Origin of the sequence: Bradyrhizobium sp. HKCCYLRH2015, from assembly GCF_051168215.1 — a bacterium.
In the GTDB taxonomy this organism is placed as follows: Bacteria; Pseudomonadota; Alphaproteobacteria; order Rhizobiales; family Xanthobacteraceae; genus Bradyrhizobium.
Window position 1 is genome coordinate 51236 of sequence record NZ_JBNPUO010000010.1, and the last position, 21430, is coordinate 72665.

General features: G+C 65.8%; 22 protein-coding genes and 1 riboswitch. Of the genes, 4 read left to right on the forward strand and 18 right to left on the reverse strand.

Translation table 11 applies throughout. The features are described from left to right. Positions 1–105: 105 nt before the first annotated feature. The 4 genes from ACQR1H_RS25270 to ACQR1H_RS25285 all read right to left on the reverse strand — a co-directional run bounded on the left by ACQR1H_RS25270 (position 106) and on the right by ACQR1H_RS25285 (position 4163). A complete protein-coding gene (locus ACQR1H_RS25270) occupies positions 106–1311 on the reverse strand; it encodes an arginase family protein (protein WP_315801610.1) in 1206 nt (401 codons plus the stop codon). A gap of 40 nt (positions 1312–1351) precedes the next feature. Then, positions 1352–2125, reverse strand: a complete 774-nt coding sequence (locus tag ACQR1H_RS25275; protein ID WP_434908364.1) for an ABC transporter ATP-binding protein — start codon at positions 2123–2125, stop codon at positions 1352–1354. Next, positions 2125–2946, reverse strand: a complete 822-nt coding sequence (locus ACQR1H_RS25280; RefSeq protein WP_434908365.1) for an ABC transporter permease — start codon at positions 2944–2946, stop codon at positions 2125–2127. Before ACQR1H_RS25280 ends, ACQR1H_RS25275 begins: the two co-directional genes overlap by 1 nt. Positions 2947–3092: 146 nt before the next feature. After that, positions 3093–4163, reverse strand: a complete 1071-nt coding sequence (locus ACQR1H_RS25285; RefSeq protein WP_316218743.1) for a putative urea ABC transporter substrate-binding protein — start codon at positions 4161–4163, stop codon at positions 3093–3095. 74 nt (positions 4164–4237) lie between these two features. Continuing rightward, positions 4238–4339, reverse strand: a riboswitch (guanidine-I (ykkC/yxkD leader). Between the two features lie 218 nt (positions 4340–4557). Between ACQR1H_RS25285 and ACQR1H_RS25290 the strand changes: the two genes are divergently transcribed. Then, positions 4558–4920 (forward strand): hypothetical protein, encoded by a 363-nt coding sequence (locus ACQR1H_RS25290; protein ID WP_316182025.1) that lies wholly within the window; start codon positions 4558–4560, stop codon positions 4918–4920. Positions 4921–4953: 33 nt separating this feature from the next. Here the strand turns inward: ACQR1H_RS25290 and ACQR1H_RS25295 are convergent, their stop codons facing one another. From ACQR1H_RS25295 to ACQR1H_RS25335, 9 genes are all read right to left on the reverse strand, one after another. Then, positions 4954–5253 carry a hypothetical protein gene (locus ACQR1H_RS25295; RefSeq protein WP_316218742.1) on the reverse strand — a complete coding sequence of 100 codons (300 nt, stop codon included), beginning with the start codon at positions 5251–5253 and terminating at the stop codon, positions 4954–4956. A 38-nt stretch (positions 5254–5291) separates the two neighbouring features. Then, a complete protein-coding gene (locus tag ACQR1H_RS25300; RefSeq protein ID WP_315801771.1) occupies positions 5292–5996 on the reverse strand; it encodes an ABC transporter ATP-binding protein in 705 nt (234 codons plus the stop codon). Positions 5997–6012: 16 nt separating this feature from the next. Further along, the gene (locus tag ACQR1H_RS25305) at positions 6013–6783 is read right to left on the reverse strand and encodes an ABC transporter ATP-binding protein (RefSeq protein WP_316218741.1); all 771 of its coding nucleotides are present in this window, start codon (positions 6781–6783) and stop codon (positions 6013–6015) included. Beyond that, on the reverse strand, positions 6776–7723 hold the full coding sequence (locus ACQR1H_RS25310; RefSeq protein WP_316218740.1) for a branched-chain amino acid ABC transporter permease: 948 nt from the start codon (positions 7721–7723) through the stop codon (positions 6776–6778). The genes ACQR1H_RS25305 and ACQR1H_RS25310 overlap by 8 nt, the downstream gene beginning before the upstream one ends. Continuing rightward, the gene (locus tag ACQR1H_RS25315; protein WP_315801618.1) at positions 7720–8637 is read right to left on the reverse strand and encodes a branched-chain amino acid ABC transporter permease; all 918 of its coding nucleotides are present in this window, start codon (positions 8635–8637) and stop codon (positions 7720–7722) included. The genes ACQR1H_RS25310 and ACQR1H_RS25315 overlap by 4 nt, the downstream gene beginning before the upstream one ends. A gap of 145 nt (positions 8638–8782) precedes the next feature. Next, on the reverse strand, positions 8783–9952 hold the full coding sequence (locus ACQR1H_RS25320; RefSeq protein WP_316182030.1) for an ABC transporter substrate-binding protein: 1170 nt from the start codon (positions 9950–9952) through the stop codon (positions 8783–8785). 261 nt (positions 9953–10213) lie between these two features. After that, a complete protein-coding gene (locus tag ACQR1H_RS25325) occupies positions 10214–11434 on the reverse strand; it encodes an ABC transporter substrate-binding protein (protein WP_315801620.1) in 1221 nt (406 codons plus the stop codon). 46 nt (positions 11435–11480) lie between these two features. Further along, a complete protein-coding gene (locus tag ACQR1H_RS25330; RefSeq protein ID WP_316218739.1) occupies positions 11481–11804 on the reverse strand; it encodes a 2Fe-2S iron-sulfur cluster-binding protein in 324 nt (107 codons plus the stop codon). Positions 11805–11812: 8 nt separating this feature from the next. Beyond that, positions 11813–13048, reverse strand: a complete 1236-nt coding sequence (locus ACQR1H_RS25335; RefSeq protein WP_316237363.1) for a cytochrome P450 — start codon at positions 13046–13048, stop codon at positions 11813–11815. A 77-nt stretch (positions 13049–13125) separates the two neighbouring features. Between ACQR1H_RS25335 and ACQR1H_RS25340 the strand changes: the two genes are divergently transcribed. The 3 genes from ACQR1H_RS25340 to atzF all read left to right on the forward strand — a co-directional run bounded on the left by ACQR1H_RS25340 (position 13126) and on the right by atzF (position 16555). Beyond that, positions 13126–13632, forward strand: a complete 507-nt coding sequence (locus ACQR1H_RS25340; protein WP_315801623.1) for a MarR family winged helix-turn-helix transcriptional regulator — start codon at positions 13126–13128, stop codon at positions 13630–13632. A 345-nt stretch (positions 13633–13977) separates the two neighbouring features. Then, positions 13978–14520: a DUF805 domain-containing protein gene (locus ACQR1H_RS25345; protein WP_434908366.1), complete on the forward strand. Its 543-nt coding sequence runs from the start codon at positions 13978–13980 to the stop codon at positions 14518–14520. 247 nt (positions 14521–14767) lie between these two features. Continuing rightward, positions 14768–16555: an allophanate hydrolase gene (gene atzF, locus ACQR1H_RS25350; RefSeq protein ID WP_434908367.1), complete on the forward strand. Its 1788-nt coding sequence runs from the start codon at positions 14768–14770 to the stop codon at positions 16553–16555. A 175-nt stretch (positions 16556–16730) separates the two neighbouring features. Here atzF and ACQR1H_RS25355 read toward each other — a convergent pair whose 3' ends face one another. Genes ACQR1H_RS25355 through ACQR1H_RS25375 form a run of 5 tightly spaced genes read right to left on the reverse strand, consistent with a single transcriptional unit; the run spans position 16731 to position 21269 of the window. Then, entirely contained in the window at positions 16731–17462 is a 732-nt protein-coding gene (locus tag ACQR1H_RS25355) for a GntR family transcriptional regulator (protein ID WP_315801626.1), read from the reverse strand. A gap of 2 nt (positions 17463–17464) precedes the next feature. Next, positions 17465–17857, reverse strand: a complete 393-nt coding sequence (hpxZ, locus tag ACQR1H_RS25360; protein WP_434908368.1) for an oxalurate catabolism protein HpxZ — start codon at positions 17855–17857, stop codon at positions 17465–17467. Then, positions 17838–19238, reverse strand: a complete 1401-nt coding sequence (locus ACQR1H_RS25365) for an AtzE family amidohydrolase (RefSeq protein WP_434895692.1) — start codon at positions 19236–19238, stop codon at positions 17838–17840. Before ACQR1H_RS25365 ends, hpxZ begins: the two co-directional genes overlap by 20 nt. 10 nt (positions 19239–19248) lie before the next feature. After that, entirely contained in the window at positions 19249–19428 is a 180-nt protein-coding gene (locus tag ACQR1H_RS25370; RefSeq protein ID WP_315801629.1) for a DUF4089 domain-containing protein, read from the reverse strand. A 26-nt stretch (positions 19429–19454) separates the two neighbouring features. Further along, a complete protein-coding gene (locus ACQR1H_RS25375; protein WP_434908369.1) occupies positions 19455–21269 on the reverse strand; it encodes a dipeptide ABC transporter ATP-binding protein in 1815 nt (604 codons plus the stop codon). Positions 21270–21430: the final 161 nt, after the last annotated feature.

Below are 21430 nucleotides of genomic sequence, written 5' to 3' on the forward strand. Positions count from 1 at the left end.
CGTGCGGGGGGTGATCGTGGTCATGGTGGTGATCATGATCATGCGCATGGCCATGATCGTGATGATGATGGCCGTGATGGTGGTGATGATGACGCATCGCGAGCCTCAGAAGCTGACCGGCTTGTTGATGATGGACTTGTGGCTGCCGAGCTTGCCGTGGGCGACCATCGAGCCGAGCGCCTCGACGACGACGCGCACGCCGATCAGCGCGGTGATGTCCGAGGTGTCGTAGGGTGGCGAGACCTCCACGACCTCGAGCCCGCACAGGCCTTCGGCGGCGACGAGGCCGAGCAGCTTCAGCGCCTCGCGCGGCAGGAAGCCGCCGGGCTCGGGCCACCCGGTGCCGGGCACGAAGCCGCAATCGATGGAGTCGACGTCGAACGAGATGTAGACGGCGTCGGCGTCCTTCCACGCCAGCTCGAGTGCGATTTCGGCGGTCTTCTCCAGGCCGATTTTCTCGATGTCGGCGATGGTCAGCACGTTGGTGTTGCGCTTGCGCGCGACCTCGACGCCCTCGCGGGGCACTTGCCAGCCGCCGATGCCGAGCTGCACAAGATTGGTCGGCGACACGTTCGGCAGGTTGGTCGCCCAGTACCAGGGCGTGGTGTGCATGCGCTCGTCGAGATCCTTCTCCTGGATGTCGATGTGGCGGTCGAAATGGATGATGCCGATGCGCTTGTCGGTACACTGCGCGATGCCGCGAACGCAGGGAAAGCCGATCGAATGGTCGCCGCCGAGCATGATCGGCAGCGCCCCGGACGAGAACACATGCGCGACGCCGCGGCTGATCTGGTCAAAACTCTTTTCAAGGTTGGCGGGGATGGTGAAGACGTCGCCGGCATCGCACAGGGTCATCTGCTCGCGCAGGTCGACGCCGAGCTCGTAGTTGTAGGGCGTGTACAGCGCGGAGATGCGGCGGATGCCCTGCGGCCCGAAGCGGGTGCCGGGCCGATAGGTGGTGCCGGAATCGAAGGGGATGCCGATCACCGCGGCGTCGTATTTGCCGACGTCGCGGACGTTCTCGACATACGGCGCTTTCATGAAGGTGTTGATCCCGGCGAAATGCGGCAGCTCGCCGCGCGCAAAGGTCGGGATCTCGCGATCCGTCAGCGTGTCGGCGCCGGGCAAACCCATGTCGAGCGCCCATTGCTTCTCCCTGCGCCAGCCATTGCTCGGCAGCCTGCCCTCGGCCTCCAGCGCCTGCCAGCCTTGCGTCGCCATCTTGTCGAAGTCCGGATGGTGACGCCGCATGAGCCGGCGCTGCGCGTGCAATCCGGCGCGGTGCGACCGGCGCATGAGTGGAAATGACATGGAGACTCTCCTTCGTTTCTTTCGACGTTTCTTGAACTGACTATTGCGCCGCCTGCAGGCTGGCGCGGATGAAGCCGAGCACGGGCACCGCGCTGTCGCGGGTGAGATCGAGGTCGTAGGTGATGCGCGCGCCGAAGCGCTCGGGCGCCTGCGGATCCTTGCGCGGGCGGTCGAGCGCGATCAGCCGGGTGGCGAGGCCGAACGCCTCCTTGATATCGTGGGTGACCATCACGATGGTCATGTTGTGCTCGCGCCACAACGGCTTGATCAGCCCATGCATCTGCGCACGGGTGCCGGGATCGAGCGCGCCGAAGGGCTCGTCGAGCAGCAGCACGCGCGGCTGTTTCGCCAGCGCCTGCGCGATCGCCAGCCGCTGCTGCATGCCGCCGGACAGCGCGCTCGGATATTTGTCGGTGTGAGCGCCGAGACCGACCGCCTCGATCAGCGCGCGGCTGTTCTCGATCGCTTGCTTGCGCGCCGTGCCGAACAGCCGCGCCGTGAACGGGCTGCCGGCAAGCTCATAGCTGAGCAGCACGTTGCCGAGCACGGTCAGATGCGGGAACACCGAATAACGCTGGAACACGATGCCACGGTCCGGCCCCGGCTCGGCCGGGAACGGCTGGCCGTCGAGCAGCACGGAGCCTTGCGTCGGCCTCTCCTGGCCGAGGATCAGGCGCAGGAAGGTGCTCTTGCCGGCTCCGGAGGGACCGACGATCGACAGGAACGCGCCAGAGGCGATCTCGAGATTGATGCGCTCGAGCACGACCTGGTTGCCGTATTCGACCCAGACGTTGCGGAAGGACAGCGTGCTCATCAGTGGCTCCCTTGCGCATAGGCCCAGGGAAAAGCGCGCCGTCCGAACCAGACCAGCGCATAGTCGAGGATGTAGGCGAGCAAGGTGATCCAGACGACGTAGGGCAGGATCACGTCCATCGACAGATAGCGCCGGACCAGGAAGATGCGGTAGCCGAGCCCGACATCGGAGGCGATCGCCTCGGCCGAGATCAGAAACAGAAAGGCCGGACCGATCATGAGCCGCAGCCCCTGGATCAGGCGTGGCATGATCTGCGGCAGCACGACGCGGATCGCGACCTGCCAGGTCGAGGCGCCCAGGGTCTGCGCCTTGATCAGCTGCTCGCGCGGCATGTTCTGCACCTCGAGCGAGAGGTCGCGCACCAGGGTCGGCGTAACGCCGATGATGATCAGCACCACCTTGGACAGCTCGCCGAGGCCGAACACGATGAACAGAACCGGCAGCACCGCCATCGGCGGGATCATCGACAGTACCGCAATCAGCGTGCCGAAGCCGGCGCCGGCGATCGGAAGCAAGCCGATGGCGAGTCCGAGCACGAGGCCGATGACGGCGGCAATGCCGAGCCCGAGCGCGAGCCGCTGCAGGCTCGCGGCCGTGTCCGACCACAGCACGTAGTCGCCGGAGCGACGATCCGGCTCGGTCGCGAGCCGCTTCGAGGTCGCGACCATCTCGGAGACCGGCGGCAGCAGCTTGTCGTCCGGATTGTCCGCACGCCGCTGCGCCGACCCCACCACGTAGATCAGCGCGATCAGCAGGAACGGCAGCAGCGCCAGCAACAGCCGGCTGCCCCGGTTCGGGACGACGTTCATCGCACGCGTCATGGATGGCTCCCTAACTCCTCATGGTGAGGAGGCGCGCAGCGCCGTCTCGAACCATGAGGCCCACCTCGGCCTCACCCTTCGAGACGCTTGCTGACGCAAGCTCCTCAGGGTGAGGGGTGACACGAGTTGCGCAGCGGACAGACGGCTCAGAGCTTCCCGTCGGCGGCCATCTTCATGAAGGTCGGATCGAAGCGCAGCTTGACATTGCCGGCCGCGCCCAGCGTCTTCGTTGGCGTGGAGATGCCGACCGCGTCCTTCGACTTCACGTTCTCGCCAAGCAGGTTGTGTTCGAAGCAGAAGGTGCGCACGAGATCCATGATCTTCGGCAATTCCGGTCCGGTCACGAAGGCGAGCGCGTCCTTCGGCTCATAATACATGAACGTGGTCTTGAGCTGGGTCTCGAAACCGGCGAGATCGGTGCCCGACAGCTTGGCCATCGCCTCGCGCGCGGCCTTGCCCTTCTCGCTCTGGTCCTTCATCAGCGCGATGGTCTCGTACCAGATGCCGACCAGCGCCTTGCCTAGCTCGGGATTGTCCTTGAGCGTCGCACTGTTGACGACCATGAGATCCTCGATCTCGCCGGGGATCTTGCTGGAGTCGAACACCAGCGTCGCGCCAGGCTCGGCCTTCACCTCCAGCAGCTGCGGATTCCAGGTGACCACGGCCGTCGTGTCCGGCGACTTCGCGGCGGCGACGATGTCGGCGTCCGAGGTGTTGACCGTCTTGATGTTCTTCTCGGACAGCTTCGCGGTCTCGAGACCGCGCGCCAGCAGATAATGCGACACCGAGAGCTCGACGAGGTTGACCTTCTGGCCCTTGATGTCGGCCATGGTCTTGCCCTTCTTGAGCACGACGCCGTCATTGCCGTTGGAGTAGTCGCCCATGATGATGGCCGACGTGTCGACGCCGCCGGCAGCGGGGATGGTCAGCGCATCCATGTTGGTGACGGTGACGCCGTCGAACTTGCCGGCGGTATACTGGTTGATCGATTCGACGTAGTCGTTGATCTGCGTGACCTTGATCGTGATGCCGTATTTGTCGGCCCACTTCTTGACGATCCCGGACTCGGCCGCATAGGGCCACGGCATCCAGCCGACATAGATCGTCCAGGCGATGTTGAATTCCTTCTTCTTCTCGGCTGACGCTGATGACAGCGACGCGGTCGCCAGCGTCGATGCCGCGAGCAGGGCAACAAACAGATTTCGCGCTTTGAACATGTCCAGTCCCTCATCGGTTTTCTGACCGCGGACTGGCATGAAGAACCTCGTGCCTGCCAAGCGCGGCCACTGAGGTCTCCCGGGTTTTTATCCCGCCGTGCACCAGGGCTCTCCCCTGGCGGCTGCTCTCGGACCAGCGTTCTCGACCGAGAACCGGAACCCTAGCTGCCAACTCTGAGCAACTGGAAGAGCAATCCGCGTGCCACGGAAAATGCTTGCGATTCAACGGAACAAATCACAGCATATGCTCAAAAAGACGGCATCACGAATTCATCTTAGGCGATGAGGATCGTCGGCGCTCGGCGGCCATTCATCAGTGGCATGAACCGGTGGCCGAGCGCGAACGACCTCATCAGGTCGGCACGTCCGGTGCTGTGTTGGGAGTCTCGTTGTCATGATCAAGTTGTCAGGGATCGCAATGGCAAGCATGCTGGTCGTGAGTCTTGCGTCCGGAGCGGCCATGGCGCAGAGCGCACCGGCAGCGGATGCGCCGGCCCAGCCTGCTCCCGCCGCAACTCCCTCTCCGACGCCAAGTCCCTCCCCTGCCGCGGCGGCACCTGCTCCGGCGCCGGCAGCCACGACCGAAAAGCCGGCCGAGACAAAGCCGGCCGCCGATGCGGCCGCCACGAAAAAGAAGAAGCGTACCAAGACCACCCGGCAGGAAGTCGAAGACTCCCTGCGCAGCGGCAAGGTGCCCTCGCGCTATCGCAGCCGGGTGCCGAAGGAATACCAGAAGTACATCCCGTTCGACCGCTGAGCGCGGAGGCGGCGATGCGCAGATCGGCGGCGCCTAGGTTGGCGGCGTCATCTTGACGATGATTCCGACGATCAGCATGAAGGCGAGACAAAGCGCCGTCTCGAGGTCGGAATGAGCAGACCAGAAGCTGCGCAGACTGGCCGCGGGCTTTTTCGGTGCTTCGATTCGGAGATGAGGCGCACGCATTTGCTCAACCTTTGGTAAAGGGTGAAACAAAGTACTACCCTGAAGAATAATCCCGTCCACGCCGCGCCTCAATGCGAAAAATCGGCGCATGCCAGCACGACTATGAAATCTACGCCCCTCGCGCGACGCGATCTTGATTTGAGTCAATCCGCTTCCACGTCGTCATAGCCGGCAGCGCTCCGCCCTCAGATACCGAGATAACGGTGCTGCAGCTCCGGCTCGGCCATCAGTTGGTCCGATGTGCCGTGCCACACCGTGCGGCCACGCTCGATGATATAGTGGCGGTCGCAGATGCGGGTCAGATGCTCGACATTCTTGTCGATCACCAGGATCGACTGCCCGCGCGATTTCAGCAGCGACAGGCAGTTCCAGATCTCCTCGCGGATCAACGGCGCCAGCCCCTCGGTCGCCTCGTCGAGAATGAGGAGTTTTGGGTTGGTCATCAGCGCCCGGCCGATCGCCAGCATCTGCTGCTCGCCGCCGGAGAGCTGGTTGCCCATGTTGCTGCCGCGTTCGGCGAGCCGCGGAAACAGCGCGTGGATCTTGTCGAGCGTCCAAGGATCGGACGCGCCGAGCCGGTTGGCCGAAGCCGCTACGAGATTCTCGGTGACGGTCAGATTCGGAAAGATCTGCCGTCCCTCCGGCACCAGGCCGATGCCGAGCTGGGCGATCCTGTAGGACGGCAGCTTTCGCGTCTCCTGGCCGCTGAAGCGGATCAGGCCGGCGCGCGCCTGGGTCAGGCCCATGATCGAGCGGATCGTGGTGGTCTTGCCCATGCCGTTGCGGCCCATCAGCGAGACCATCTCGCCGGGACGGATCGCCAGCGACAGGCCGAACAAGACCTGACTCAGGCCGTAACAGGTCTCGATGCCGTCGACCTCGAGCAGCATGGCGCTTGTCCCCAGATCAACCATGGCCGACCACCACATGCTGATCGCCGAGATAGGCGCGCTTGACCTCCTCGTTCTGCCGGATCTCGTCCGGCTTGCCCGAGGCGATGATGCGGCCATAGACCAGCACCGAGATGCGGTCGGCGAGCGCGAACACCGCCTCCATGTCGTGCTCGACCAGCACGATCGAGACCTCGTCGCGCAGCTCATTGAGCAGCTTCACCATGCGCTGCGACTCGGTCACCCCCAAGCCGGCCATCGGCTCATCGAGCAGCAGGAGCTGCGGCTTGGTCGCGAGCGCGACCGCGAGCTCCAGCTCGCGCTGCTCGCCATGGCTGAGCTTCGAGACCAGCACGTCGGCGCGATGGCCGAGACCGACGCGCTCCAGCGCGGCGTGCGCGGCGGCGCGCAGCGGCTTGTCCTTGCGCGCGGCTGCGAAGAAACGGAACGAGTGCTTGCCGTCATGGGCTTGCGCCGCCAGCGCGACATTGTCGGCCGCGGTGAAGTCGGTCAGCAGCGAGGTGATCTGGAACGAACGCGCCAGCCCCAGTGCGCTGCGCTTATAGGCGGGGAAATGCGAGATGTCGCGGCCGCCTAAGAAAATGCGCCCCGCATGCGGCGCCAGGTGGCCGGTGAGCTGGCTGATCAGCGTGGTCTTGCCGGCGCCGTTCGGCCCGATGATGGCGTGGACCTCGCCCTTGGCAACGTCCAGGCAGACGTGATCGGTGGCGACGATGCCGCCGAACCGGCGCACGAGATTGTCGACGCGAAGCAGCGGCTCAGCCACGGTTCAATCTCCCGAGCATGCCCATGATGCCGCCGCGGCCGAACAGCACGATCAGGAGCAGCAGCGGCCCCATGATCAGCGCCCAATATTCGGTGATCTGCGACAGCACCTCTTCCAGCACCAGGAACACCACCGCGCCGACGACCGGCCCCATCAGGGTGCCAATGCCGCCGAGGATGACCATCACCATGAGATCGCCGGAGCGGGTCCAGTACATCACGGCAGGGCTGACGAAATCGGTATTGTTGGCAAGCAGTGCGCCGGACAGGCCGCACAGCATGCCGGCGATGACGAAGCACGCCAGCTTGTACCGCTTCGACGGGAAGCCGATCGCCTGCATGCGCTGCTCGTTGGAGCGCAGGCCCTGCAGCACGAGGCCGAAGCGCGAATTGACGATGCGCCAGATCAGCACCACGACGGCAAGCAGGCAGAACAGGCAGAGATAATAGAACTGCACGCGGTTGCCGAGGTTGATCAGGCCACCGAAATCGCTGCGCTTGTAGACGGTGAGCCCATCATCCCCGCCGTAACGGGCGAGGCCGGACGCGACGTAGTAGGCCATCTGCGCGAAAGCCAGCGTGATCATGATGAAATAGACGCCGCGGGTGCGCAGGGAAAGCGCACCGATCACCAGCGCATAGAGCGCCGACACCGCGATCGCCACCGCGAACTGCGCCCAGCCGGAGCCGATGCCTTCTTGCGCCAGGATGCCGACGGCGTAGCCGCCGATGCCGAGATAGGCGGCATGGCCGAAGCTCATCATGCCGCCATAGCCCATGATGAGGTTGAGGCTGACGGCCGCCAGCGCCAGGATCACGATGCGGGTGAACAGCGTGAGGATGAAAATGTTGCCGGAGAGGTTGGAATAGACCGGCAGCAGCACCAGGCCGGCCACGACGAGTGCGGCCACGAGGCTTGAGACGTTGAGCTGTGATTTCATCTGCGGTTGGCCGGAAACAGACCTTCAGGCCGCGCCACCAGCACGATCGCCATCAGGAGATAGATCAGCATCGACGACATCGCCGGCGCCGCCGTGGACGCCGCCGCCGAGTTCAGCACCTGGCGCAACAGGTTTGGCAGGAAGGCGCGGCCCATCGTGTCGATCAGGCCGATCATGATCGCGGCGATGAAGGCGCCGCGGATCGAGCCGATGCCGCCGATCACGATCACGACGAAGGCAAGGATCAGGATGTTCTCGCCCATGCCGATCTGCACGGTCAGGATCGGCGCCTGCATCAGCCCGGCGAGGCCCGCGAGCGCGGCGCCGAGGCCGAACACCAGCGTATATAGCAGCTTGATGTTGATGCCGAGCGCACCGATCATCTCGCGGTTGGAGGCGCCGGCGCGGATCAGCATGCCGATCCGCGTCCGCATCACCCCGAGATAGAGCAGCAGCGCCACCAGGAGCGCCACGACGATGATGGCGAGCCGATAGGCGGGATATTGGATGCCGGGCAGGATCGTGACCGGGAAGGCGAGCCAGGACGGCAGCGGCAGCGCCAGTCCCGCCGGGCCCCAGATCAGCCGGACGGCCTCGTTGAAGAAGAGGATCAGGCCGAACGTCGCGAGCACATGGTCAAGGTGATCACGCCCATAGAGATGGCGCAGTGCCGTGAATTCGAGCACGATGCCGAGCAGAAGCGTGGCTCCGAGCGCCATGACCGCACCGAGCACGAAGCTGCCGGTCCAGGCCACGAACGTCGCTGCGAAATAGGCGCCCATCATGTAGAGCGAGCCGTGGGCGAGGTTCACGAAGTCCATGATGCCGAACACCAGCGTCAGGCCGGCGGCCAGCAGGAACAGCAGCAGTCCGAACTGCAGCCCGTTCAGGAATTGTTCGACGACGAGAAGCATGCCCCTCACTTCACGCTTAAAAAGACGGCGGCAGAACCCGTTCCAGGCGCTGCCGCCATGTCCGTCCCGATCTTAGGCCGGAGATGTTTTAAGCTTCAAGCAAATTCCAGGCCTGTTTCGGCCGCTGGCTCGGAATTCTTTTCGCTCACTTCATCGGGCACTTGTCGTGGAAGCGGTCCTGGTCGTTCTCGACGATGGTGGCGACCGTCTTCAACGAGAGCTGGCCGTCGGTGTCCTTGACCACGTCCTGCAGGTAGAAGTTCTGGATCGGGATGTGGTTGTTGCCGAATTTGAAGGAGCCGCGCAGCGACTTGAAGTTGGCCTTCTCCATCTCGGCCTTCATCGCGTCCTTCTTGGACGTGTCGCCCTTGACCGCAACCACGGCGCTGTTGATCAGCTGGGCCGCGTCATAGGCCTGGGCGCCGTAATAGGTCGGACGCAGGCCGGTGTATTTCTTGCGGTAGTCGGCGACGAACTTCTTGTTCTGCTCGTTCGGCAGGTCGTTGACCCATTCCTGGGCGCCGGGCACGCCGATCGCATTGTCCTTCTGCAGCGGCAGCGACAATTCGTCGACGGTGAAGGCGGTGTAGAGCGGCATCTTCTCCTTGAGCCCGGCCTGCGCGTATTGATTGAGGAACTGCACGCCGGCCGCACCTGGATAGAACACGAAGATCGACTCGGCGCCGGAGGCGCGCGCCTTGGAGAGCTCGGCGGAGAAGTCGAGCTGGCTCGGCCACACCGTGTATTCCTCGCCGACGACCTGGCCCTTGAAGGTGCTCTTCACGCCGGCCAGCATGTCCTTGCCGGCGGCATAGTTCGGGCCGATCAGGAACACCGACTTGACGCCCTTCTGGTTCATGTAGAGGCCCATCGCGGCGGGCGTCTGGTCGTTCTGCCAGGAGGTCGAGAACACGTAAGGCGAGCACAATTCGCCGGCGAGCTGCGACGGGCCGGCATTGGCCGAGATCAGGAAGGTCTGGGAATCCACCGCGGTCTTCAGCGAGGCCAAGAGCACGTTCGACCAGATGTAGCCGACGATGAAGTCCACCTTGTCGGACTGCACCAGCTTCTCGGTCTTCTGCTTGCCGACGTCAGGCTTCTGCTGGTCGTCCTCGTAGATCACCTCGACCGGCTTGCCGTCGATCTTGCGGCCGAGATGGTCGAGCGCGAGCTCGAACGAGTTGCGCATGTCGTTGCCGATCACGGCCGTCGGACCGCTGAACGTCGAGACGAAGCCGATCTTGATGGTGTCGCCGGCAAAGGCCGTGCTCGAAAACAGCAGCGCCGCGGCGCCCGCCAGCCAGAAGCTCTTCATGGTCTTCCTCCCCTCAGACAAATCGTTCTTATCGTTGTTTCGTCGCCGCCACGCAGCAGCACGACCCGCGGCGGCGTTTCGCCGCAGCATCCGTCGCACGGCGCTCATCCTGCGCGCGATCGGCCCATGCACCATAATTCCCGGAAACGGGCAAAGGCAAGAACTATAGTGCTTGTTAAGGATACTGCAGCACAGCAGAAGCCGGCCGCGTCAGCACGACACGGACGGCTGGGATGCTCGGCATGGCACCCGCAAAGAGCGTCACTTCACCAGCGCGCAACCACCTTCAGCGATCGGACGAAACGCCTGCTCGGCCGGGATCGTCGAGACCAGACGATAGTAGTCGTACGGATATTTCGACTCCTCCGGCTTCTTCACCTCGAACAGATACATCGGATGCACCACGCGGCCGTCGGCGCGGATCATGGTGTCGCCAAACAGCTTGTCCTTGCCCTTCACCGTCTTCATCTGCGGAACGACGTCCTTGGCATCGTCGCTGCCGGTGGCCGCGACCGCATTGAGGTAGGCAAGCGTCGAGGCATAGACGCCGGCCTGGTTGCCGCTCGGCATCTTGCCGTTCATGCCGGGGCGCGCCGCGAACCGCTTGGCGAAGGCGCGGGTATCGTCGTCCATGTCCCAGTAGAACGCTTCGAGCAGTTGCAGGCCCTGCGCCGCCTTCAAGCCCATGCCGTGTATGTCGTTGATGAACAGCAGGAACGCGACCAGCGACTGGCCGCCCTGCTGGATGCCGAACTCGGACGCCTGCTTGACGGCGTTGATGGTGTCGCCGCCAGCGTTCGCCAACCCGATGACTTTGGCCTTGGAGCCCTGCGCCTGCAGCAGGAACGAGGCGAAGTCCGTCGTACCGAGCGGATGCTTCGCCGAGCCCAGCACCTTGCCGCCATGCTTCTCGATGTAGTTGGTCGCCTCCGCCTCGATGCCCTGGCCGAGCGCGTAGTTGACCGTGATGAAGTACCAGTCCTTGCCGCCGCGGCCCATCATCGCGGCCGCCGTGGTGTTGCCGGTCGCCCAGGCGTCGTTGACCCACTGGATGGTGTTGGGCGAGCACGCCTTGCCGGTGAGATCGGAGCTCGCGGTCGACGAGGCCAGGAATGTCATGCGGCTGTTGCGCAGCAGCTCGTTGACCGTGAGGCCGACGGCCGAATTGGGCACGTCGACGACGGCATCGACCTTGTCGACATCCAGCCATTTCCGCGTGATCGCCGAGCCGACATCGGCCTTGTTCTGGTGATCGGCATAGACGATCTCGACCTTGATGCCTTTGCCGCCGCCGTTGAAATCCTCCGCCGCCATGCGCGCGGCCTCGACCGAGCCCATGCCGTTGGTGTCCTGGAAGATGCCGGAGATGTCGTTGAGCACGCCCACGCGCACGACGTTGTCTGAGATCTCGCCGGCGGATGCTCCGGCCGAGACGCCCAATGATGCGGCCAGCGCGAGCGCACAGGTCCTGAGTTGCTTCATGTGTTCCTTCCCCATGTGTTGCTTGTTTTGATTGTTGTCGAAGCCGTCAGCTCTGCTTGTCCGGGACACGCACGACCAGGCCGGCGAGCGCCGGCTGCACCTTGATCTGGCAGGACAGGCGGCTGTTCGGCAGCCGCTCCGCCGCCGTGCCATCGAGCAGCGCATCCTCGTCGTCGGAGACCGGATCGAGCCTCGCTGTCCAGGCGTCGTCGACATAGACGTGGCAGGTGGCGCAGACGGCATTGCCGCCGCATTCGGCGACGATGCCATCGATGCCGTGGGTCAGCGCCGCGAGCATGACGCTGGCGCCGTCCTCGGCCTCCACGCTTTCGCTGCGGTTGTCGGGATGAAGGAAAGTGATCGTCGTCATGGCAAGACTCAGGCTGGAGTGCAGGCTGGAGTGAACGTCACCGGCAGGCTCTCCAGCCCGCGCAGCGTGTTGTTGTAGCGGCGCTTCGGCTGGCCGCTCATCGTGATGCTCCCGACCTTGCGCGCAAGCGCCGTCAGCACCGCCTCGCCTTCGAGGCGCGCAACCAACTGACCGACGCACATGTGGATGCCCGAGCCGAAGCCCACGTGACCTGAGACTTTTCGAGTGACGTCGTAGCTGTCCGGCTGCTCCCAGCGGCGGGGATCACGATTGGCGGCACCTAAGAACATCAGCACCTTCTCGCCTTCGGGAATGACGACACCGCCAAGCTCGACGTCCCGCGTGGTGGTGCGGAAGAAGGTCTGCACCGGGCTTTCGAAGCGCACGGCCTCCTCGAACGCGTTGCGCGCCAGCGACGGATCGGCGCGCAGCCGCGCCCATTGGTCTGGAAAGCGGGCAAGACAATAGACCGCGGCGCCGATGCCATAGACCGTGGTGTCGAGGCCGGCCGACAGCAGCGAGCGCACGAGCAATGGCGCCTCGGCCGGCGTGATCTCACCGGTGTCACTGAAGGCATGGATGCAGGCGCCGAAGCCGCCGGGCGTGAGATTGTCGCGCTGGCACTGCTCCGTGACATAGGCCTGGTGCGGCGCCGAGCGCTCGATCGCCTGCTGGCGCAGCTCATTCGGCGGACCGAAGGCGTTGAACACCAGGCTCGCATAGGGAATGAGATGCTCGCGCCCCTCCGGCTTCAGCCCGAGCGCATCGGGGAACACCGACAGCGGATAGCCCTCCGCGAGATCCGGAATCGCGTCGAACGAGCTCCGGCCTACGAGCTCGTCGATCTTGGCCTCGGCCGCCGCCATGAAGCCGTCGCGCAGCCGCTTCATGACGGCCGGCGACAGCACCTTGCTCAGCACGGCGCGGGTGCGCGTATGCGCAGGCGGATCCGCCTCGAGGATCAGGCTCGGCGGCCGCCACGGCTTTTCCTTGGCGAAGTCGCTCAAGCCCACGCCGCGGCTGGAGCAGAATGCCTGGGGATCGTTGAGGACGGCATAGACCTCGGCATAGCGGGCGACGCCGTAGACGTTCCACGCGTCCAGATGGACGACGGGGCCGGCCTCGCGCATCTCCTGATGCGCCGGATAGGGATCGTCGAAGAATTCATATGAGAACGGATCGATGGCGAGGTGCGGGATGGCCGGCGCCACGCCGGCAGCGGGGGAAAGACCTGTTGGGTTCATGCGGAGCTCCCGAAGTTTGGCCTTGTCATGCGGCTTTTCGTATCCGTATGAGTGGCGATGCATGGACGCTGGGGATCATGAGCGAGAAATCCGGGACGCCGCGCAAAGCGCCGCCGCGCGAGCCTGAGGGGCACGGCCTCACGCTCGATCTCGACCGCTATGTGCCGGCCTTCATCACCTTCATCGCCAACAAGCTGTCGAACAGCGCCACCGCGTTCTATCAGGGCAATTTCGGCGTCAACGTCACCGAATGGCGGATCATGTCGCTGCTGGCGATCGAGCCGGGCATCCCGGCCTCGCGGATCTGCAGCGTGATCGGCTTCGACAAGGGGCCGGTCAGCCGCACCCTGGCGCTGATGAAGGGCCGCGGCCTGATCGCGATCCGCAACGATCCGGCGGATGGCCGTAGCCATTCGATTTCGTTGACGGCCAAGGGCCGCGCGACGCACGACAAGGTCATCGTCGCCGCGCTGGAACGCGAGCGGCGTCTGCTCGCCTGTCTCGACAAGGATGAGCGGGAAGTCCTGATCACCCTGCTGCGCCGGATCCACGACAATCTCGACGCCGTCACGGGCGCGAGCTGAGCCACTTCGGCGGCCACCGCCGAGCGGCCGCCCTGTCCGCTGCGGCAATCTGTTGGCGCGCGCGCAAGCGGCCGCGCCTGCGTCGAGCAGGCTGCGCATCACGTTCCCGTCCCTTCTTCGAGACGCGGATCATTCCGCGCCTCATTGCTGATCGGGTCGATCGTTCCACAGATTAGTTGCTTTAGCAACGATATATTTTCGGCCGCGCGGGATGTCGCAGCGCGAAAGCGCCGTCGCACGCGATCGATGCAATTCTAATTATCGGCGAAGGCGGGCGGCAATTTCAGCCTGATATGCCATGTCGGCCGCGCCCTCGATTGCGGCTCGGCCTGCGGGGAGTGGCGGATGTTGGGGTTCATTTTCGGTTTCAATGCGCGTCTCGGCCGTCTGCAATATTTTCTCGCCTCGCTCGGTCTTGCGCTGGCTTCGGTGGTCATGATCGTGGTTGTGGCCGTCGGCCTTGCCGCGCTCGCCCCGCAGACGTCGGCGCTGACGGTGAGCTTGCCGATCATGGTGCTGATTGGCCTTTGCCTGGTCGCGAACCTGATGCTGCAGGCGATGCGCTTCCGCGACATCGGCTGGGACCCGGTCTGCGTGATCCCGGCCTGGATTGCCGTCATGGTGCTGGACTACGTGATCGCCGGCCGGTTTCCCGAATACGCGGCGACATCATCGCACCACGGCACGTGGGTTGGCGCGCTGGTCAATCTCGGCCTGAGCGTGGCGCTGCTGTTCTTCCCCAGTGGGGCTGACGACGCACCGTCGTCGGGAGCCACCGTGAGCCGCCCGCCGTCTGCATCGCTCCGGACAGCCCGTGGCACGGGCTCGGCCACCGAGGCACGGCTCGCGCGCATCACCGGCGGGGAGGCCGAGCGGCGCGGGTACTAGGTGGCGGCGGCGCCCAACCTGCCCATCAATTAGGCAAATCGCCTTCGGCAACCGCGGCCGATCGCCCGACCGCTTGTCGGACGGCATACCAACTCACTGACTTTCAAGATTTTTCCCTTGTCGGGCCCGCATCCCGGCCGTGTACACAATGGCACATGGCTTGCTACGTTCGCAGCAGGATTGGCGAAGCGGAGCGCAATAGAATGGCAGGCCAGAGTTGGGGCTCGGACGAGACGCGGAGCGCCGCGTGACCGAGACCATTGCCGAGATCGTCGCCGCCCATCGCGCCGGCCTGACAAAGCCAAGCGACACGATCGCGCGCTGTTACGCCCGGATTCGCGCGCACAACGACCCCGCCATCTTCATCAGCCTGCGCGGCGAGAAGGACGCGCTCGCGGAGGCCGAAACCCTCGCCGACAAGGACCGATCGCTGCCGCTCTACGGTGTCCCCGTCGCGGTGAAGGACAACATCGACGTGGCGGGCCTGCCGACCACCGCCGCCTGCCCGGCCTTCGCGTACACGCCATCTCGCGATTCCACCGCGGTGGCGCGGCTGCGCGCGGCCGGCGCGATCATCGTCGGCAAGACCAATCTCGACCAGTTCGCCACCGGCCTCGTCGGCGTGCGCTCGCCCTATGGCATTCCGAAGAACCCTGTGCGCGCCGACCTCGTGCCGGGCGGATCGAGCTCCGGCTCTGCCGTGGCCGTCTCGGCCGGTCTCGTGCCGCTGTCGCTCGGGACGGATACGGCCGGCTCGGGCCGCGTGCCGGCGATGCTCAACAACATCGTCGGGCTGAAGCCGAGTCTGGGCATGATCTCGACCACGGGCCTGGTGCCGGCGTGCCGCACGCTCGACTGCATCTCGGTGTTCTCGCTCACGGTCGACGACGCGGTCGCGGCGCTGTCGGTGATGGCAGCGCCCGATCCGCTCGATCCGTTTTCGCGCGACCGCCCCGTGGCCGCTGTGACGGCCTTTCCGAAGGGCGTGAAGCTCGGCATTCCCCGTTCGGGCCAGTTGATCTTCTTCGGCGACAAGGCCGCCGAAGCAGCCTATGCCGCCGCGGCCGCACGCTTCGCCAAGCTCGGCGCCGAGCTCGTCGAATTCGACCTCGAGCCGTTCTATGAGACCGCGCGGCTGCTCTACGAAGGCCCGTGGGTTGCCGAGCGCTATCTCGTGATCCGCGATCTCCTCGCCTCCGATCCCGACGCGATCCATCCGGTGACGCGCGAGATCACCATCGGCGGCGCGCGCGGTAGCGCGGCCGACACGTTTGCCGCGCTGTATCGTCTGCAGGGGCTGCGGAAGGTGGCGGAGCGCACGTTCGCAGACGTCGACGCGCTGGTGCTGCCGACGGCGCCGACCGCCTATACCACCGCGGACGTGCTCGCCAACCCGATCGAGCTCAACAGCCGGCTCGGCACCTACACCAATTTCGTCAACCTGCTCGATCTTTGCGGGCTCGCCGTGCCTGCCGCCATGCGCAGCGACGGCATTCCGTTCGGCGTCACGCTGCTCGCGCCGGCCGGGCGCGATGCGGCGCTCGCCAGCCTCGGGCGCGCCTTTCATGCCGACACGGCGCTGCCGGTCGGCGCCAAGTCGATCCCGCTGCCGCCGCTCGCGCCTGTGTCACCGTCACTGCATGGCGACGAGATCGCCATCGTCGTCGTCGGCGCGCATCTCTCGGGCATGGCATTGAACCACGAGCTGACCAGCCTCGGCGGGCGTCTGCTCGAGGCGACGACCACCGCGCCGGACTACAAGCTCTATGCGCTGTCGACCACGCCGCCCAAGCCCGGCATGCTGCGCATCGACGATGGCAAGGGCAGCGCCATGGCGGTCGAGATCTGGGCGCTGTCGGCCGCCGGCTTCGGCCAATTCGTCAACCTGATCCCGCCGCCACTGTCGATCGGCACCATCCGGCTGGCGGATGGCCGCACCGCCAAAGGATTCCTCGTCGAGCCCGCCGCGCTCGGTGGTGCGCGCGACATCTCCGAGTTCGGCGGCTGGCGCGCGTATATGGCGCAGAAGGACTGACGGCTCCACGCGCAAAATCGTAGGGTGGGCAAAGGCGCGTTCACACGCTCTCGCCGAGCGAGATAGCAGCGGCGCCGTGCCCACCATGCCGCTGGTGATCAGCTCGCCGTGGGACGGTGGGCACGCTGCCGCCGAACGGCGGCTGCTTTGCCGACCCTACCGCTCGAACGAAAACCTACACCGACACCGCGTAGATCTCGTATTCGCCGCGCACCAGCTCGATATGGGCACGCATCGCGTTCGCCGCGCCGGCCTTGTCGCCGCGCAGGATGGCGACGACAACGCGGTCGTGCTCCGCATGCGACTTGGCAAGGCGGCCGAGATTGCGGAACTGGGCGCGGCGGAACGGCTGCACCCGCACCCGCGTCGCCAGGGTGATCTCGGCGATGTAGGCATTGTGCGCGCCGGCATAGATCGCGTTGTGGAAGCGCTCGTTCACCTCGTGGAAGCGCTCGGGATTGCCGGCGTGGCTGAGATTGCGCAGCTCCTCGTGGATGGCTTCCAGCCGCTGCCGCTCGACTGGCGTCATGCGCTGCGCCGCGAGACCGGCGCACAGGCCCTCGAGCTCGGCCATCGCCTCGAACATGCCGGTGAGGCGGTCGGCCGAGGGCCGCGCCACGACGGCGCCGCGATGCGCACGCGCCTCGATCAGCCCGGACGTCGCCAATTGACGCAGCGCCTCGCGCACCGGCGTGCGCGAGACGTTGAAGCGCTTGGCGATCTCGGTCTCGTCCAGCGGCGCCCCCGGCGCCAGCGCGCCGCGCACGATATCGTCGGCGAGTTGCAGGCGCAGCTCCTCCGCGCGCGTGATCTTCGCGACCGCGGGCGGCGCGCGGTCGATGCGCTTGATCTCGGACTCGCGGGCGGGCCGCTGGCGCGTTCGCGGCGGTAGATCGTCCAGGCTCATCTTCAGCCGCCCTTTGCTTCGTCGATGATGCTGACATGGGCGGCGACGATCTTCCAGCCTTCCGGAAACCGGACCCAGGTCTGCATCTGGCGTCCGACCTTGCCGGGCGCGGTGTCACGATAGAACAGCGTCGAGGCAACCGCAGCGTCACGGCCGTAGGTGGTGATCACGGTGCGCGCGGTCCGCCGCATCAGTCCAGCCGGCGAGCGCGCGGCGCGAAACGCCGCGATCTCGCTGTAGCCGTAGAGGTTCTCGCCGATGCCGTAGCGCAGCGTGCGGGAGTCCTGCTTGAATAGCTCGTCGAGCACGGCGACGTCGTTGCTGACCAGCGCCTGTTCATAGCGCTGGAACTGCGCGGTGACTTCCGCGACGACGTCAGGCAGATCGACTTCCATTCTCCAGAACTCCTCTCGGGGCCGGCGCAGCGGCGACGCCAAGCTGTTGCAAGGCGTGGGCCACACGCAATGCGACATGTTCGCACCAGGGCGCCGCGATGATCTGCACGCCGATGGGCATCGGCTCGAGCGGAATCGGAACGGCGACGACGGGGAGCCCGATGAACGAGATCGGCTGCGTGTGAATGCCGATATTGGCGCGCACCGGCAGCTCGACGCCGTCGAGCACGAAGGTCGCCTGCCCGAGCCTGGGCGCAACGCAGGGCGTTGCGGGCGCGATCAGCACGTCGACAGACTTGAAGAGTTCGAGCACCTTGCCGCGATACCAGCGGCGGAATTTCTGCGCGCGGTCCACCATCGGCGCCGGAATCATCGCACCCGCAATCAGGCGGTCGCGCACCGCCGGATCGAAATCACCCGCGCGCGTGCGCAGCCGGTCGAGATGCAGCGAGGCGCCCTCGGTGGTGCTGATGACGTAAGCCGCGGCGCGGGCGCGCGCCGCTTCGGGCACCTCGACCACCTCGGTGACCTCTAGCGCAGCCGCGACACGAGCGACCGCTTCGGCGGCTTCAGGAAACAGATTCGTCTGGAAGTGCCCTCCGGCAAGGGCGATGCGCAGACTGCCGATGCCTTGCGAGAGCTGGCCGGAGACCGGCTCCGGCGCACGCGCGGTGCACGCGGCGTCGTCCGCATCTGGCCCCTGCATCACGTCATAGGCGAGCGCGAGATCCTCGACCGAGCGTGCGAACGGACCGAGATGATCCAGGCTCATGACGAACGGAAACGAGCGCGCCCGCGACAGCCGGCCGTAGGTCGGCTTGAGGCCGAAGATGCCGCAGAACGACGACGGCACGCGGATCGAGCCGTTGGTATCGGAGCCGAGCGCAATCGGCACCAGGCCGCCGCCGACAGCGCTGCCCGAGCCGCCGGACGAACCGCCGCTCATCCGCGTCGGATCGTGCGGATTGCGCGACGGACCGTCATGGACGTTCTCGCCGGTGAAGTCGTAGGCGTATTCGCCCATGTTGAGCGCACCGACCAGGACGGCGCCGGCGGCTTCCATGCGCGCGATCAGCGTCGCATCGCGTGTCGCCGGGGTGCGATCGCGGTTGATCCTGGAGCCGGCGCGGGTCGGCAGCCCCTCGACATCGAACAGGTTCTTCACCGCGAACGGCACGCCGGCGAGCGGACCAACCGGCTTCCCGGCCGCAATGTCGGCGTCCACGGCGCGGGCCTTCGCGAGCGCCCGCTCGGCGGTGACGTCGGTAAACGAATTGAGCACACCATCGCGGGCCATGATCCGCGCCAGCGCGGCGTCGGTCGCCTCGACGGCGGTGAGCTTGCCGGCGGCGACCGCGGTGGCGACGGCGCTCGCGGTCATCTCGGGAGAACTAAGCGGTGAAGACACTGGCAGGCTCGGCTTCGTCAGGCAGGGAGAATTCGTCGACCAGCTTCGCCATCCTCAGCGAGACCTCGAGATTGGCCCGGATCGCCGGGCGCCACGCGTCCTCGATCGGCAAGGCCAATGCACGCCCGACTGCGTCGATGTAGTCGTCCAATGGCTCCGCCATCAGCTTTTCCCTTCAAGCTTTCACGCTCAATGCGCCGGCAATGGCGGGTGCGGAATCGCCGTCAGCAGCTCCCGCGTATAGGCATCCTGCGGATCACCTAGCACACGTTCGGAGGTGCCCTCCTCGACGATTCGGCCCGACCGCATCACGATCACACGATCGCACAACAGCCGCACCACATTCAAATCATGAGAGACGAACAGATAGCTCATACCTAACTGCTGCTTGAGGTCCTGTAGCAGATTGAGCACGACGGCCTGCACGGAAACGTCGAGCGCCGCGGTCGGCTCGTCGAGGATGACGAGCTTCGGGTGCAGTGCGATGGCGCGCGCGATGCCGACGCGGGCCTTTTGGCCGCCGGACAATTGATGCGGGAAGCGGTCGAGCAGGTTGAGCGGCAGACCGACCATGGTCGCGAGCTCCTCGCAGCGCGCACGAAGCGCGTCGCGGCCCCTGATATCGCCGAGCTGCAGGACTGGATCGGCGATGGCGCGCGCCGCGGTGAAGCGCGGGTTGAGGCTATCGGTCGGATCCTGGAACACCATCTGGATCCGGCTGCGCAGCGGCAGCCGGGCAAACGCCTGCGGCAGGATGTTGCCGATCTCCTCACCATCGAAGCTGATGCGGCCCGACGTCTGGTCGAGCAGCCGCATCACCATCATCGACGTGGTCGATTTGCCGCAGCCGGATTCGCCGACCAGGCCAACGCTCTCGCCATGACCGACCGTGAAGCTGATGCCGTCGACCGCGCGGAACACCTCCGGCTCGACCGCCGGCCTCCGTCCGAACAGCTTTGACAGTGTCGCGGTAGCGCCCTGGCGCGGATATTCCTTGACCAGCTTGTCGACGAGCAGGAGCGGCCGAGCGCTACCCGCACTCCGCTCGCCCTCCCCACTCCGCTCGTCACCCCCGGGCTTGCCCCGGGGGTCCATCGCCTGGAGCGAGTCCTGCGAAGTGGGATGGATGGCCGGGTCAAGCCCGGCCATGACGGAGAGAGTATTCGGCGCCGCCAGCGCCTCCTCCTCCGGCAGCAGATCCCGCAGCGACACGCCGAGGCGCGGCGTCGCGCGCATCAGCTTGCGCGTGTAGGGATGCTGCGGGTTGGCGAAGATGTCGGCGGCCTTGGCGGTCTCGACCACCCGGCCCTTCTCCATCACCACCACGCGATCGCAATAGGCCGCGGCGAGACCGAGATCATGCGTGATCAGGATCGTCGACATGCCCCGGCTCTTGGTGAGCTCGACGACCAGGTCCATCACCGCCTTCTGCGTGGTGACGTCGAGGCCGGTGGTCGGCTCGTCGGCGATTAGGAGCTGCGGGTTGCAGGCCAGCGCCAGCGCGATAACGACGCGCTGGCACATGCCGCCGGACAATTCGAACGGATAGGCGTGGTAGCGCTCGCGCGGGCGGGCGATCTTGACCTGCTCGAGCGCCGCGATCGCCTTCTCGGCGCGGTCGGTCGCGGCCGCCTGGGCGTGCTGTCTCAGCACATCCTCGATCTGCTGGCCCACCTTGCGGATCGGGTTGAGGGCCGCGCGCGGGTTCTGAAAGATCATCGAGATCTCGCGCCCGCGCAGATCGCGCATCGCGCTTTCCTCGGCCGCCCTGACGTCGACGCCGGAGAACATCACCGATCCCTCGGCAATGCGCCCGGCGCGATCGAGGATGCGCATCACCGCATACGACGTCACCGACTTGCCCGAGCCGGACTCGCCGACGATCGCGAGCGTCTCGCCCTTGGCGACGGAGATATCGACATGCTGCACCGCCTTGACGATGCCGCGCCGGGTGGAGAATTCGACCGTGAGATCACGGACGTCGAGCAGCGGCTGGGCGGTCATGTGTGGCTCCGCGTATTCCCATCGTCCTGCGCGGGCTTGACCCGCCTGCGGGGCCGAAGCCCCTTCGGCGCGGCGAAGGCCCGCGCATCCGTCAGACCGACGAAGTCTCGCTTGAGGGGATGGATTGCCGGGTCAAGCCCGGCAATGACGGAGTTTTGTTG